General features: G+C 69.3%; 14 protein-coding genes. 9 read left to right on the plus strand and 5 right to left on the minus strand.

The window, feature by feature from the left end; genetic code table 11:
- Positions 1-19 precede the first annotated feature (19 nt).
- Together fdhA and ACWCOV_RS23545 are read left to right on the plus strand one after the other, a co-directional pair.
- Positions 20-1,234: a formaldehyde dehydrogenase, glutathione-independent gene (gene fdhA / locus ACWCOV_RS23540; protein WP_449831445.1), complete on the plus strand. Its 1,215-nt coding sequence runs from the start codon at positions 20-22 to the stop codon at positions 1,232-1,234.
- A gap of 156 nt (positions 1,235-1,390) precedes the next feature.
- On the plus strand, positions 1,391-1,582 hold the full coding sequence (locus ACWCOV_RS23545) for a hypothetical protein (protein WP_449831446.1): 192 nt from the start codon (positions 1,391-1,393) through the stop codon (positions 1,580-1,582).
- Here ACWCOV_RS23545 and ACWCOV_RS23550 read toward each other — a convergent pair.
- Complete coding sequence (locus ACWCOV_RS23550) at positions 1,574-2,509, minus strand: aldo/keto reductase (RefSeq protein WP_449831447.1); 936 nt, start codon at positions 2,507-2,509, stop codon at positions 1,574-1,576. The two genes, ACWCOV_RS23545 and ACWCOV_RS23550, sit on opposite strands and share 9 nt — an antisense overlap.
- A gap of 63 nt (positions 2,510-2,572) precedes the next feature.
- Between ACWCOV_RS23550 and ACWCOV_RS23555 the strand changes: the two genes are divergently transcribed.
- The 5 genes from ACWCOV_RS23555 (at position 2,573) to ACWCOV_RS23575 (ending at position 7,420) form a co-directional block, all read left to right on the plus strand.
- On the plus strand, positions 2,573-3,322 hold the full coding sequence (locus ACWCOV_RS23555; RefSeq protein ID WP_449831448.1) for a LytR/AlgR family response regulator transcription factor: 750 nt from the start codon (positions 2,573-2,575) through the stop codon (positions 3,320-3,322).
- Between the two features lies 1 nt (position 3,323).
- Positions 3,324-3,704, plus strand: a complete 381-nt coding sequence (locus ACWCOV_RS23560) for a hypothetical protein (RefSeq protein ID WP_449831449.1) — start codon at positions 3,324-3,326, stop codon at positions 3,702-3,704.
- Entirely contained in the window at positions 3,705-5,267 is a 1,563-nt protein-coding gene (locus ACWCOV_RS23565; RefSeq protein ID WP_449831450.1) for a sodium/solute symporter, read from the plus strand.
- Between the two features lie 168 nt (positions 5,268-5,435).
- A complete protein-coding gene (locus tag ACWCOV_RS23570; RefSeq protein ID WP_449831451.1) occupies positions 5,436-5,777 on the plus strand; it encodes a DUF485 domain-containing protein in 342 nt (113 codons plus the stop codon).
- Complete coding sequence (locus ACWCOV_RS23575) at positions 5,774-7,420, plus strand: solute symporter family protein (RefSeq protein WP_449831452.1); 1,647 nt, start codon at positions 5,774-5,776, stop codon at positions 7,418-7,420. The genes ACWCOV_RS23570 and ACWCOV_RS23575 overlap by 4 nt, the downstream gene beginning before the upstream one ends.
- Positions 7,421-7,612: 192 nt before the next feature.
- Here the strand turns inward: ACWCOV_RS23575 and ACWCOV_RS23580 are convergent, their stop codons facing one another.
- Genes ACWCOV_RS23580 through ACWCOV_RS23590 form a run of 3 tightly spaced genes read right to left on the minus strand, consistent with a single transcriptional unit; the run spans position 7,613 to position 10,084 of the window.
- On the minus strand, positions 7,613-9,103 hold the full coding sequence (locus ACWCOV_RS23580; protein WP_449831453.1) for a CYTH and CHAD domain-containing protein: 1,491 nt from the start codon (positions 9,101-9,103) through the stop codon (positions 7,613-7,615).
- Between the two features lie 31 nt (positions 9,104-9,134).
- Entirely contained in the window at positions 9,135-9,290 is a 156-nt protein-coding gene (locus tag ACWCOV_RS23585; RefSeq protein ID WP_449831454.1) for a hypothetical protein, read from the minus strand.
- A complete protein-coding gene (locus ACWCOV_RS23590; protein ID WP_449831455.1) occupies positions 9,284-10,084 on the minus strand; it encodes a methyltransferase in 801 nt (266 codons plus the stop codon). The genes ACWCOV_RS23585 and ACWCOV_RS23590 overlap by 7 nt, the downstream gene beginning before the upstream one ends.
- A 28-nt stretch (positions 10,085-10,112) precedes the next feature.
- Here ACWCOV_RS23590 and pdxR point away from each other — a divergent pair, with 28 nt between their 5' ends.
- Positions 10,113-11,573, plus strand: a complete 1,461-nt coding sequence (gene pdxR, locus ACWCOV_RS23595; protein ID WP_449831456.1) for a MocR-like pyridoxine biosynthesis transcription factor PdxR — start codon at positions 10,113-10,115, stop codon at positions 11,571-11,573.
- Here pdxR and ACWCOV_RS23600 read toward each other — a convergent pair.
- Complete coding sequence (locus ACWCOV_RS23600) at positions 11,566-13,632, minus strand: MMPL family transporter (protein WP_449831457.1); 2,067 nt, start codon at positions 13,630-13,632, stop codon at positions 11,566-11,568. The two genes, pdxR and ACWCOV_RS23600, sit on opposite strands and share 8 nt — an antisense overlap.
- A 107-nt stretch (positions 13,633-13,739) precedes the next feature.
- On the opposite strand from ACWCOV_RS23600, the gene ACWCOV_RS23605 reads away from it, so the two are divergent.
- On the plus strand, positions 13,740-14,345 hold the full coding sequence (locus tag ACWCOV_RS23605; RefSeq protein WP_449831458.1) for a TetR/AcrR family transcriptional regulator: 606 nt from the start codon (positions 13,740-13,742) through the stop codon (positions 14,343-14,345).
- Positions 14,346-14,592: the final 247 nt, after the last annotated feature.

Genomic DNA, 14,592 nt, shown 5'->3' on the forward strand with positions numbered 1-14,592 from the left:
CTGGAGAGGAGCATTGCGCGTGCCGGGTAACAGGGCAGTGATCTACAAGGGCCCAGGCGACGTGGCGGTCGAGACGATCGACTACCCGAGTCTGGAGCTCAAGGACGGGCCAGGGGTCAACCCCGCGAACGTGGGCCGGCAGATTCCGCACGGGGCGATCCTCAAGGTGGTGGCCAGCAACATCTGCGGCAGCGACCAGCACATGGTCCGCGGCCGGACGACAGCGCCGTCGGGGCTCGCGCTCGGTCATGAGATCACCGGTGAGGTGGCCGAGGTCGGCCGGGACGTCGAGTTCATCAAGGTCGGCGACCTGGTGTCGGTCCCGTTCAACATCGCCTGCGGGCGGTGTGTCAACTGCAAGGAGGGCAAGACCGGCGTTTGCCTGAACGTGAATCCGGACCGGCCGGGGTCGGCGTACGGGTACGTCGACATGGGCGGCTGGGTCGGCGGCCAGGCGGAGTACGCGCTGGTGCCGTACGCCGACTGGAACCTGCTGAAGTTCCCCGACAAGGACCAGGCGCTGGAGAAGATCCGCGACCTGGCGATGCTGTCGGACATCTTCCCCACCGGGTACCACGGCGCCGTCACGGCCGGCGTCGGCACCGGTTCGACCGTCTACGTCGCGGGTGCGGGACCGGTTGGCCTGGCCGCGGCCACGTCGGCGTTCCTGCTCGGCGCGGCCGTGGTCATCGTGGCCGACCTGCAGAAGGACCGGCTGGAGCAGGCGCGCAGTTTCGGTTGCGAGACGATCGACGTGTCCGAGGGTGATCCGAAGGACCAGATCGAGCGGATCCTCGGTGTGCCGGAGGTCGACAGCGCGATCGACGCGGTCGGGTTCGAGGCGCACGGCCACGGCACCGACGCCGGCACCGAGCGTCCCGCGACCGTGCTGAACACGGTCATGGACGTCACCCGAGCCGGCGGTGCGGTCGGCATCCCCGGCCTCTACGTCACCGGTGATCCCGGTGCGGCCGACGAGGCGGCGAAGACCGGCTCGCTGTCGATCCGGCTGGGCCTCGGCTGGGCCAAGTCGCTGTCGTTCACGACCGGGCAGTGCCCGGTGATGCGGTACAACCGCCAGTTGATGCAGGCGATCCTGCATGACCGGACACAGATCGCGAAGAACGTGAACGCAACGGTCATCCCACTCGATGAGGCACCGCAGGGCTACAGCCAGTTCGACCAGGGCGCGGCGCGCAAGTACGTGCTGGACCCGCACGGATTGATCAAGTAGCCGCGCAGGCCGACGGGAGCGGGGCCACCGCCCGGCTCCCGTCGTGCCGGGGGTCACAGTCGTGACCGCGGCGAAACGTGCCGGTAACAACTCCCTGCTCTACTGCATGGAAGGTAACCAGCTACAAGGGCGACCCTTTCCACGGAGCAGTGCAGCATGAGCAATGACAGCCGGCTCGACCTCGAGTTCGCCTACACGACGTACCAGGACTCCTGCCGGGACCTGTACTCGCCGTACTACTACTGTCGGCGCCCGCTCGGTCACGACGGTCTCCACGCCGCGGGCTTCGGCTCGAGTCGCCTCCGCTGGGAGCACCAGCCCGACCACGCACAGGGTGCCTCAAGCTGACCTGAGGGCCTCTACTTCCGCGTCGTCCAGGGTGAACGTGAGTGCTCCGGCGTTCTGGGCGGCCTGGCTCGCGTTCTTGGCACCTGCAATCGGCAGTACGCCGTCTTGCTGGATAAGCCACCGCAGTGCGACCTGACTGGGACTCCGGTCGTGCCGATCACCGATCTCCCGCAGCAGCTCGACCAGACGGGCCAGCTCGTCGCTGCTGAAGGCCCGGTTGTACCGCCGCCAGCCCGCTGGTCGGTTGTCGGCCGAGTACTTGCCGGTGAGAGCCCCCGACGCCAGCGGCATGTAGGCGATCAGGGTGGCACCCAGCTCGCGGCAGGCATCGAGCACGCCGTCGGTCTCCGGGTTGCGGTGCAGGAGCGAGTATTGCACCTGGTTGGAGGCCAGCGCCAACCCGTTGCGGGCGAGCTGCGCGTGCGCGGCGCGCATCTGCTCGGCGCTGTAGTTGCTCACGCCCACCGCCCGGACCTTGCCTGCCTCGACGGCGTCGGCCATCAGGTCCATCAACGCCGTGATCGACATCCACCGGCTCGGGAAGTGCACCTGGTACAGGTCGACCGTCGTACGGCGGAGCCGGCCGAGGCTCCCGTCCAGAGTGGCCGGCAGACTGCTCGCCCGGGAGAAGAAGCCGAACGGGAACTTGGTCGCCACCACGACGTTCCGCCCCGCGGTCAGCTCACCGACCCTGCGCTCGGACGCACCCTTTCCGTACATGGCAGCGGTGTCGACGAAGTTCACTCCGGCCTTCAGGCTCACGTCCAGCGCCGCCAGCTGCTCCTCGGCCGTGCTGGTCGGCCCGTAGGCGCTCCGGGCCGGGTTCCAGCGCGGCGCGGTCGACATGTCACCCCACACCATCGCGCCGACACCTAGCCGCGACACACGAATGTCCGTCTGCCCCAATGTCATCGACAGCGTGCTCATCCGGTCACCTCAGCGGTTCAACAGTAGCTCCAAATCGCGATTCGCTGGCATTAGTGTGTGGGCATGGCCGACACTCCCCTGCGCGCGCTGGTCGCGGACGACGAGGAGCCCGCCCTGGCCGAGCTGGTGTACCTGCTGTCGCGGGACGACCGGATCGGCGAGATCCGGACCGCGTCGAACGGTCCGGACGCCCTGAAGATCCTGCAGGCCGCCGACCTGGACGTGGTGTTCTGCGACATCAAGATGCCCGGTCTGGACGGGATCGACCTGGCCAGCGTGCTGTCCAAGTTCCGCCAGCCACGCCCGCAGATCGTCTTCGTCACCGCGTACGACGAGCACGCCGTGGCTGCGTTCGAGCTGCAGGCGACCGACTACGTGATGAAGCCGGTCCGGGCCGAGCGGCTGGCCGAGGCGGTCCGCCGGGTCCTCACCGCCGGCGCACCGGCCGCGCTGCAGTCCCCGGACGAGACCGAGGACGAGGTGATCCCGGTCGAGCTGGCCGGCGTCACCCGGTTCGTCCAGCGCTCGACGGTGCGGTACGTCGAGGCCCAAGGCGACTACGCCCGCCTGCACACCGGCCAGAACTCGCACCTGGTCCGGATCCCGCTCAGCACGCTGGAGGAACGCTGGCGCGAAGCCGGCTTCACCCGGATCCACCGCAGCACCCTGGTCGCCCTCGCGCACGTGGACGAGATGCGCGTCGACGGCGGCCGGTGCGCGGTCCGGGTCGGCGGCGACTGGCTGCCGGTCAGCCGCCGGCACACCCGCGAGCTCCGCGACCTGCTGGTCCGGTCGACATCACTGCGTGGATGACATGAGTACGCCGGAAGGACCGCGCCGCGTCCGGGTGACGAGCCCACGGACCAGCGCGGCCCGCCGCCCGATCATCCCGACCGGCACCCGCGAGATCGACGAGCAGACCCGGCTCGGCGAGGTCTACATGTCCTCGCTGATCCAGTCCCAGCTCCGCCTCGCGCTCGCCGTCATCGCCGGCTCGGCCGTCATCCTCGGCGGCATCCCGCTGCTGTTCGCGCTGGTCCCCGCCACCCGCACCTTCGACGTCTTCGGCCTGCCGCTGCCCTGGGTCATCCTCGGCGTCGTGGTCTACCCGGTCGTGTACGTCGCCGCCCGGATCTACGTCCGCAACGCCGAGCGGATCGAGGCCGAGTTCACCGAGTTCGTCGGACGGCAGTAGATGTCTCCGGCAACAAGTCTGACCGCGATCGCGCTGGTGATCGTCGCCACGATCGGGATCGGCCTGTTCGGGTTGCGGATCTCGCGGACGACCAGCGACTTCTACGTCGCCAGCCGGGTGGTCACCCCACGGTGGAACGCGTCCGCGATCAGCGGTGAGTACCTGTCGGCCGCATCGTTCCTCGGCGTCGCCGGGCTGGTGCTGGTGAACGGCGCCGACATGCTCTGGTTCTCCGTCGGTTACACGGTCGGCTACCTGATGCTGCTCGTCCTCGTCGCCGCACCGCTGCGCCGATCGGGTGCGTACACGTTGCCCGACTTCGCCGAGACCCGATTCGAGTCGGCCGTCGTACGGCGGATCTGCTCAGGTCTCGTGGTCGGCATCGGCACGTTGTACCTGCTGCCCCAACTGCACGGCGCCGGCCTCACCCTGCAGACCGTCACGGGTGCGCCGCCCGACGTCGGTGCTGCGGTCGTCGCGGTGATCGTGGTGATCAACGTCGCCGCCGGCGGCATGCGTTCGATCACCTTCGTCCAGGCGTTCCAGTACTGGCTGAAGCTCACCGCGCTGGCCGCGCCGATCTTCGTGATCCTGATCGGCTGGCGGTCCCTCGACCACTCGGTCGGCGTGCTGGCGTCATTGCAGGGTGCGGGTGCGGAGTGGGCCGAGCCGCTGTCGACCGCGGGCGGCCGCGACCATCCCCTGTACGCCACGTATTCGTTGCTCTTGGCCCTTTGTTTCGGAACGATGGGCCTACCGCACGTGCTGGTCCGCTTCTACACGAACCCGGACGGACGGGCGGCCCGTCGTACGACGGTCGTCGTACTGGCGCTGCTGGGGGCGTTCTACCTGTTCCCGCCGATGTACGCCGTGCTGGGGAGGACGTTCGCGCCGGATCTGGTCGGGAGTGGCGCGGATACCGTCGTACTCGAGCTGCCGGGGCGGATTTTCCCTGGTACAGCAGGGGATCTGCTCGGGGCGCTGGTCGCGGCCGGGGCGTTCGCGGCGTTCCTGTCGACGTCGTCGGGGCTGACCGTGGCGATCGCCGGCGTGATCGACCAGGACCTGCTGCGGAGCCGGTTGCACCGATGGACGGGTGGCGACTACGTCGCGGTGAACAGCTTCCGGATCGCGGCGCTGCTGTCGATGTGCGTGCCGTACCTCGCGTTCCAGTTGACCGGGTCGCTGAGTCTCGCGGACACGGTCGGGCTTGCGTTCGCGGTGGCCGCGTCGACGTTCTGTCCCCTGCTGGTGCTGGGGATCTGGTGGCGGCGGATGTCCACGACCGGCGCCGCCGCCGGCCTCGTCGTCGGTGGCGTCGCGGCCAGTGCCGCCGCGCTGGTGAACGTGATCGGCGGGCCGGAAAGCGGTTGGCCGCAGGCCCTCGTTGGCCAGCCCGCCGCGTGGACGATGCCACTCGCGTTCCTCACCGTGATCGTCGTGTCCAAGCTGACGCCGGACAAGATCCCCGCCGGCACCGCCCGCAGCATGGTCCGCCTGCACACCCCCGAGGCCGTCGACGTCGACCGGGGACTGCCGCTGTCGCCGTACCGCTCGTCGTGAGGATTCGACCGCTCGTCGCAGGACAGTGATCCACCGAACGACTGGTGTGGTCCGCTGAGCGCTCGATGCGCGTGGGCGCTGTCTCCGGGCGCGTGACGGGGGACACAGTACGGACCAGCAACCCCCTGCCGGTCACTCCGCCCGGCCTGACATGTCTGGAGGTCCGCGATGAGTGACACGCGACCCACGGGCGAATCGGGACTGACGACGTACCGGGACGTTCAGGTTTCGCCTGACTTCTCGGAGCTGCGTCGCCGGTTCCGGCGCTTCGTGTTCCCGATGACCGGCCTGTTCCTGGTCTGGTACTTCCTCTACGTCCTGCTGGCCGCCTACGCCCCCGGCTTCATGTCGACGAAGGTCGCCGGCAACATCAACGTCGCGCTGCTGTTCGGGCTCGGCCAGTTCGCCTCCACCTTCGCCATCACGATGATCTACGTCCGCTGGGCCGACAAGCGGGTCGACCCCGATGCCGAGAAGCTTCGCCACCAGATCGAGGGAGTTGACCAGTGAGCGCCCCCCTGTTGTTGCCGCTGGCAACCGACATCGGCAACCCGACCGTCAACATCGCGATCTTCGCGCTGTTCGTGATCGCGACGCTGGCGATCGTGATCAAGGCGTCCCGGAACAACCGGACCGCGGCCGACTTCTACGCCGGCGGCCGGTCCTTCACCGGTCCGCAGAACGGTATCGCGATCGCCGGTGACTACCTGTCCGCCGCGTCCTTCCTGGGGATCGCCGGCGCGATCGCCCTGAACGGGTACGACGGCTTCCTCTACTCGATCGGCTTCCTGGTGGCATGGCTGGTGGCCCTGCTGCTGGTCGCCGAGCTGCTCCGGAACACCGGCCGTTTCACGATGGCCGACGTACTGTCGTTCCGGCTCAAGCAGCGGCCGGTCCGGATGGCGGCCGCGATCTCGACCCTCGGCGTCTGCTTCTTCTACCTGCTGGCGCAGATGGCAGGCGCCGGGGGTCTGGTCGCCCTGCTGCTCGGTATCGACGGCCGGGCCGGCCAGAGCCTGGTGATCGCCGTGGTCGGCATCATCATGATCACCTACGTGCTCGTCGGCGGCATGAAGGGCACCACCTGGGTGCAGATCATCAAGGCCGTCCTGCTGGTGCTCGGCGCGGGCCTGATGACGCTGTGGGTGCTGGCGAAGTACGCGTTCAACCTGTCCAGCCTGCTCGGTGCCGCAGTGGACCGCAGCCCGGCGGCCGGCGAGAAGCTGCTCAACCCGGGCCTGCAGTACGGCGCGACCGGTATCAGCAAGCTGGACTTCATCTCGCTGGCGCTCGCCCTCGTCCTCGGTACTGCGGGTCTGCCGCACGTGCTGATGCGCTTCTACACGGTGCCGAACTCGAAGGAAGCCCGCCGCAGCGTCAGCTGGGCGATCTGGATCATCGGCATCTTCTACCTGTTCACCCTGGTCCTCGGGTACGGCGCCGCCGCACTCGTCGGCCCGGACGCGATCAGGGCCGCCCCGGGCAAGGCGAACTCGGCCGCACCACTGCTGGCCTTCGAGCTCGGCGGCGAGCTGCTGCTCGGTGTCATCTCCGCGGTCGCCTTCGCCACCATCCTGGCGGTTGTGGCCGGCCTGACGATCACCGCGAGTACGTCGTTCGCCCACGACGTCTACGGCCAGGTGATCAAGAAGGGCCAGGTCAACGCGGACGGCGAGGTCCGGGTCGCCCGGATCACCGCGCTGGTGATCGGCGCGGTCGCGATCATCGGCGGCATCTTCGCCAACGGGCAGAACATCGCGTTCCTGGTGGCGCTGGCGTTCGCGGTCGCGGCCAGCGCGAACCTGCCGACCATCCTGTACTCGCTGTTCTGGCGGCGGTTCAACACCCGCGGCGCGCTGTGGAGCATCTACGGCGGCCTGGGCTCGGCGATCATCCTGATCGCGTTCAGCCCGGTCGTCTCCGGCAAGGTCGACGCCAAGACCGGCGCCAGCCTGTCGATGATCACCGACACCAGCATCGACTTCCACTGGTTCCCGCTGGACAACCCCGGCATCGTCTCGATCCCGCTGGCGTTCCTGCTCGGCTGGCTCGGCACGGTCACCAGCAAGGAGCAGACCAATGTCGACAAGTTCGCCGAGATGGAGGTCCGCTCCCTCACCGGCGCGGGCGCCGAGAAGGCAGTACAACACTGAGCCTGTCAGGCAGGCCCTGCTGAACACACGCGAACCTGCCTGACAGCCCCACCCCCGCCCCAAGAGACGGACCCGGCACCCTCCCGCCGGGTCCGTCTTCTGTGTCGCGATGTGTGGGGAGACAGTCGGGACACCCTGGACCTCATCGTGCCGCCCGACTACCGGGAGCGCGGAGTGCCGCGTGGGAGAACTTCAGCTGAGTTTGAGGTTGGGCCAGAGGGCGTAGAAGGCGTCTCGGGATTGGATGCCGCGGAGTTCTTCGGCGGCGTGCAGGCGGCCGAAGGTGAAGGAGTTGCCGCCGTCGAGGTGGACCTGGACGGCGAGCTGGCGGAGGAGGTCGCGGGAGACCACCGAGTCCTGGTGCGCGCCGAGCACCTCCTGGACCTCTTCAGCACGACCGGCCAGGTCATCGGCATAGTCACCCAGCACGGGTACGGCGGACTCCGCGGCATACCGGAGTCGCTTCGCCGCCTTCCGGACCTCATGCAGCTCATGGTCCTGCTCAGCCGTCGTCTCGGCCGCCTTCGACCGGCGCACAGACTTCCGCATCCGCTTCCAGTCGTGGTCGAGCAAATCACCGATCTGCTTCTTCGCCTTCCGGTCGTCACCGACCAGCGGCGGGTTGGCGATCAGCCCGTCGAGAGCGTCCAGCAGCCGGAAGTACCGCTCACTCTCCAACGCCTCCAGCGCCCCCGCCCGCCCCTCCTTGTACACACCGCGCAGGTGGTCGTCGATCCGCCCATCGACCCGCCCCATCACCAACTCCGCCGGCTGCTCGGCGACCGTGGCGGCGAAGTGCTCGCGCTGCACCTCGGCGTCCCGCGCGACCCCGAGCTCACCGGCCAGCCACTTCAGCTCGTCCCGGATCCGGTCCCCCGCCTCGCGGTCGACCACCGGCCGGTACGTCGCCAGCGCCGAGCGGAGCCGCCGAGTCGCGACCCGGAACTTGTGGATCGAGTCCGGGACGTCACGCCGTACCTCCGGGTCGCGCTCCCGGATCGCCTGCACCTGCGCGCCGGCGTACGCACGGAACAGGTCCGACGTGAGCGGCTTCGACGGCAACTCCCAGACGATCGGAGCCGGCACCCGATCACCCAGCGCCCGCGCAAGCTTGCTCGGCCCCGACGCGGGCTTCGCGCCGGCGGACTGCAGCACCGTGTCGGCGTCCTCGAGCAGCGAACGCTCACCGCCGACGATCTCGACCTCCCACTCCCGCCAGCTGTCCGGCTCGGCGCCTTCGACGGTCGCGGTGACCCGGTCGTCGGCGAGCTCCGCCAGCACCTCACCGTCCGCGCCGAGCAGCTTGTGCACGATGCGCTTGGTGTTCAGCGTGACGACCGGGACGAGCTCGTGGTCGCGGACGTGCACCCGAACCGTGCGCAGCACCGAGACCGGCACCGTGCGCGTCGATCGCCCGAGTGGTTGCCTGATCTCGAGCCGCTCGCCGGACGAGACCGGCAGCTTCACGTGCCAGCCGTCGTCCTCGCCACCGGTCCGGCGCCGCAACGTGACCTTGTTGGCGGCCAGGTCCAGCGCGTCGGTGTCGTAGTACACCGCTTCCAGGTCCAGCTCGACGGGCTGCGCGACACTCGCAACTCCGGGCAGCTCGTGCAGCGCGGGCAGGCTCGCGCTTTCGTCGACGTCGTACTTGGTCTCGATCTCGAGCTGCTCGTTGGTCGCCATCCAACCTGTTTACCAGGTGTTCATGAACTGGTCAGTGGATCGCCCGCAGGTCAGCCGCCAATCGTTGCAGATCACGATCGGGTACGGCGTTGCGCGCGGTGCCCGGCCTGGACGGCCAGACCTGGCGGTCGTGGTTGCGTTGCAGGGCCCAGGCGATCAGGACCAGGAACAGCAGCAGGATCAGCATTTTCGGCCTACCGATTTGAAGAAGGTGTAGTGGAAGGTGCCGCCGGACTCGGCGGCTTTCGACAGCTCACGGATGCCCTCGGCCCATTCGGCGGGCGTGCGCATCCCGGCGGCGATCGCGCGGTCCCGGACCGACTCGACCATCGCGATGAACGTCTTGCGGGTGAACCCGTCGACCAGGTGCGGCAGCGTCTCGTCGGCGTACACGGTGCACGGCCAGGCCCGCACGTCGCCGTACCCGGCGTCCCTGAGCAACGGCTGCAGCCGGCGGCCGATCAGCGAGTCGCCGCCGGCCTCGGCCTGGAGGTCGACGAGGCAGTCGATGACTGCTTGCGCCGCCGCGCTCCTCGGGTGGAAGAACGCGGACTCGTGGTCGCCTTCGATCACAGTGATCGTGCCGCCGGGCTTCAGCAGGCGGCCGAGCCGGACCAGCGCGTCGTGCGGGTCGGCCAGGTGCTCGAGGACGAAACACAGGAAGACGTGGTCGAACTCGCCGGTGAGCTCGTGCAGATCGGCGAGCCGCCAGTCGACGCGGGCGTCGGGCGCGACGGCGCTGACGCGCGCCTTGGCCTGGGCGAGCGACTCCTCGGAGATGTCGAGCGAGACGAGGTCGATGCCTGGGCTGCGGGTCACCAGCTGGACCGTTTGCGCGCCGACCCCGCAGCCCGCTTCGAGCACCCGGCTGCCGGCCGGGTAGCTGGTCCCGGCGTGCAGGAGGTCGGCGAGAGTCTGCGCCTGGTCGGTCAGCCGGCGGGTCTCGGCGGGGGTGTAGCCGTGCACGTAGTCAGTTCCCATATCTCCAAGTTGCCGCCACAATGGTCCAGTGAACAGGTCCAATCAGGGCGAAATTGGCCGGTCCAAACCCGGGGCCGACTTTCTCCAGCTGGACCCGGCGGACGCGCCGCCCGGCGGCCTGTCGGACTGGCTGACCGAGCGCCTCCGTACGGCGATCTCCGACGGCCGCCTCCCGATCGGCACCCGCCTCCCCGCCACCCGGGTCCTCGCCGCCGAGCTCGAGGTCTCCCGGGGCGTCGTCACCGAGGCCTACCAACGCCTCACCGAAGACGGCCACGTAGCAGGCCAAGGCCGCGCCGGCACCGTCGTCGTCGCGATACCGATCGGCACCACACCCGGGAAGTCGGCAACCACACCCCGGACCTCGACAGTGGTGCAACAGCCGGGGCTCGACGTGTTCGACACGCTGCGGGCGGCGCCGGCGCGGATCGACCTGACTCCCGGTGTGCCCGACCTGGCCGCCTTTCCCCGAACCGCCTGGCTGCGCGCCGAGCGAGCTGTGCTCAGCGACCTCGAATCGGCGGAGTTCGGGTACGGCGAGCCGGCGGGGACGCCGGCGTTGCGGCGGGCGGTGGCCAACTGGCTGGCCCGCAACCGGGGTGTGACGGCGCACCCCGACGACCTGATCATCGTGGCCGGCGTCTCCCAGGCGATCGGCCTGGTCGCGCAGGTCCTCAGGTCCCGCGGGATCACCGAGATGGCCGTCGAGGATCCCGGCTCACTCGGCTCCCGCCAGCACCTGCAGAACTGGGGTCTCGACACCCCGCCCATCCCGGTCGACGAGGGCGGGATCCGGGTCGACCTGCTGCGCGAGTCCGGCGCCCGGGTGGTGATTGCGACACCGGCGCACCATTTTCCGACCGGCGTCGTACTGGATGGTGAACGGCGGCGCGAGCTGATCCAGTGGGCGGCCGAGGGCGGGTTGATCATGGAGGACGACTACGACGCCGAGCACCGGTACGACCGGCCGCCCGTTCCGGCCCTGCGCGCGATGCTGGCCGACCAGGTGATCTACGCCGGCAGCGTGTCGAAGCTGCTCGCGCCGTCGCTGCGGATCGGGTGGATGCTGCCGCCGGCGTCGTACAAGGACGACCTGATCGACATGAAGCGCCTGGCCGACCTCGGCAACGCCGCGCTGCCCCAGCTCACTCTCGCGCACCTGATGGAGTCCGGCGAGCTCGAACGCCAGCTCCGCTTCCTCCGACGCCGGCACCGCACTCGCCGGGACGCCATGGTGAAGGCCGTGGCGAACTACCTGCCTACCGCAACCGTCCACGGCGCCGCCGCCGGCCTCCACCTGACCATCACCTTCGAGTCCTCGGTGAACGACGTCGAGCTTGCCGCGGCCGCGCTGCAGAAGGGCGTGAAGACTCACCCACTCTCCTGGCACTGCCAGCTCCCGCACGCCCCCGGCCTCGTCCTCGGGTACGCCGCCCGCACGCCCACCGAACTCACCGAAGCCATCGCCACCATCGCCGACGTCATGTGACCGGGCTCCACCAGTTCGCGCGACCGGCCAGCTTCATGAACGCGGGCAGCAGCACGCCCCGGATCGCGGTCGCATCCACCAGCACCGCCACCGCCATCCCGATCCCGATCATCTTCAGATAGACCACCCCGCCGGTCGCGTACACCGCGAACGACAGCGCCAGTACGACGGCCGCCGTCGTCACCAACGGCGCCGACTGCTGCAGCCCCGTCGCCACCGCCCCCACCGTGTCGCCCGTCCGCCGGTACTCCTCCCGGATCCGCGACACGATGAACACCTCGTAGTCCATCGACAGCCCGTAGACGATGCAGAACATCAGCATCGGCATACTCGCCTCCAGCACCCCGGTCGCCGTGAACCCGAGCGGCCCGGACAGGTTGCCCTGCTGGAAGACCCACACCATCACGCCGAACATCACCGCCAGACTGAGCAGGTTCAGCACGGTCGCCTTCAACGGCAGCAGCACACTGCCCGTCGCGAAACAGAGCACCGCGAAGCTCAGTAGCAGGATCAGCCCGAGCACCAACGGAATCCGTTCGGTCAACGCCGACCGCCAGTCGACCATCTCGGCCGGGGTCCCGCCGATGATCGCGTCGTACGGCGTAGCGACCGCGCGCACCCGCTCCACCCACCCGGCGACATCACCTTCCAGGACCTCCTGGGTCGGCGTGACGGTCAGGTAGGCGCCGCCGTTCCGCGCGTAGGTGTCGACCTGCGCGACACCGTCCAGCGTCGACAGCTTCTCGGCGTACGGCGGAAGTGCGGCGGGTTGGGATGCCTCAGGCATGACGACGTACAGGGCGTCGGACTCCTCCTGACCGAAGTTGGCCCGGACCTGGTCGGCCATGATCCGGCTGCTCGCGTCGGCCGGCAGAATCCGCGCGTCCGGCAGACCGAGCCGTAGGCCGAGAGCCGGTGCTGCGAGCAACAGGATCAGCGCGAGCATCGCGCCGCCGGTGAGCACTGGCCGGCGCATCACGTAGTGCGCCAGCCGGAACCAGCCGTTCTTGTTGCGTTGGGCAACCGTTCCTGCAGCGCGATGACCCAGCAGGGCGAGGGCGGCCGGGAGGATCACCAGGGCGCCGACGAGTGCAGAGGCGACGACCAGCACCCCGGCGTACCCGAAGGAGCGCAGGAAGGACAGCGGGAACAACAGCAGGGCGAGCAACGACATGGCGACGGTCAGACCGCTGAAGAACACCGTCCGACCGGCCGTGCGTACTGCCGCGACCACTGCGTCGCCGACTTCCGCGCCGTGCGCCAACTCCTCGCGGTAGCGCGCGATCACGAACAGGCAGTAGTCGACACCGAGGGCGAGACCCATGACCAGGGAGAGGTTCGCGGCGAAGGTGGAGACCTCGGTGAACGCGGCGACCGCCCGCAGCCCGGCCAGCGCACCGCCGACCGCGAAGATCCCGACGCCGAGGGTCACCAACGCCAGCGACACCCGCCGATAGATCAGCACGAGGAGCACCAGAACCATCGGCAGCACGATCACCTCTGCCCGCAGGAAGTCCTCGCGCGCCTGCGCCCCGATCTCCCGGAACACCTCGTCCTGCCCACCCGCCTGCACCGAGATCCCACCCCTCTGCCCGGCAAACTCCTGCGCCAACTCGCCAACCCGAGCCCGCGCCTCGTTCACCTCCCCCGGCACCCGGACGAGCACGAGGGCCTGCCGACCATCCTCACTACGCAACGCCGGACTGTTCTCCCGCGACCAGTACGACGCCACGTCCGCAACGCCGGCCTGGTCGGCGATCTCCTCGGTCAGCGCGAGCCCTGCCGCCCGCACGTTGGCGTCGTCAACGCTCCCGCCGGCCGTCACCAGAAACGCGAGGTTCGGCGGGCCGGTCTGGAACTGGGCGTCGAGGACGCGGCGGGCGCGATCGGACTCCGACGCGGGGTCGGCGATCCGCGAGAGTGACAGCGCGTTCAGAGCACCGGCGGCGATCGCCAGGAGCACCACCGTCAGCACCGCGGACAGTCCGGCGACCAGCCGGCGCCGGCGAACCACGAGCCGGCCAAGCCGTTCAAGGAGAGCTCTGGTGGGTGCGGGCACGGCGGAACCTCCGGGCAGGCGACGGTAGGATGACAGAACACGAGCACTTGCTCGCGTATGGAAAAAATACGAGCATTTGCTCGTGTTTGTCAATCGAGGGGTGACACATGCCCGAGGAGCCGCGGCGGCAGGCGCGTGGGCAGCGGCGGATGGAGCAGCTGACGGACGCGGCCGCGGTGGTGTTCGCCGAGGTCGGCTACGCGAAGGCGACCACCAACGCGATCGCCACGCAGGCCGGCGTCTCACCCGGCACGCTGTACCAGTTCTTCGCCAACAAGGAGGCCCTCGCCGAGGCGCTGGCCGAGCGCTACCGGGTCGAGCTGAAGGCCGCCCACGAGCAGGCGTTCGACCTGAGCATGGTGAAGCTGCCGCTGCCGGAGATGGTCGACCGGATGATCCGCCCGATGGTCGAGGTCAACCTCGCCAACCCCGGTTTCAAGGCGCTGTTCAGCAGCGGCGACCTCCCCGACCGGCTCACCGCCCCGACCCGCGCCCTCCAGCAGGCCGTCACCGGCCGAGTCGCCGAGATCATCGGCGCGCGCGTGCCCAGCCTCCCCGCCGACCAACGCGACACCGCCGCAGCCGTGGCCACCCAGATCTTCGCCGCCCTACTGGGCACGATCGTCTCGGTTCCGGCCACCGACCGCGAACGCTGGATCACCGAGCTGAACCGAGCCCTGGTCGGCTACCTCACTCCCCTGGAAACTCCCTAACCACCCACCCCGCGGCACCCTCCGCTGGCCGCATCCACCGCCATCCGCCGGGGCCGTGAACACCAACCGGTGGGGTCACACCGGAAATAGCCTGTTCAAGCCCACCGGTTCCCGTGACCGCCCCCGACTTGTGGCCGAGGACTGTCAGCGCGGGCGCGGGGTGCTGTGAAAGGAACGGGGGCGCGGGAGGACGAGCTGGGTTGCGCCACCACGGTGACACCGGCGACTAAGTCGCACCTAGAGATCT

The sequence above is a fragment of the Kribbella sp. NPDC002412 genome, from assembly GCF_053592935.1.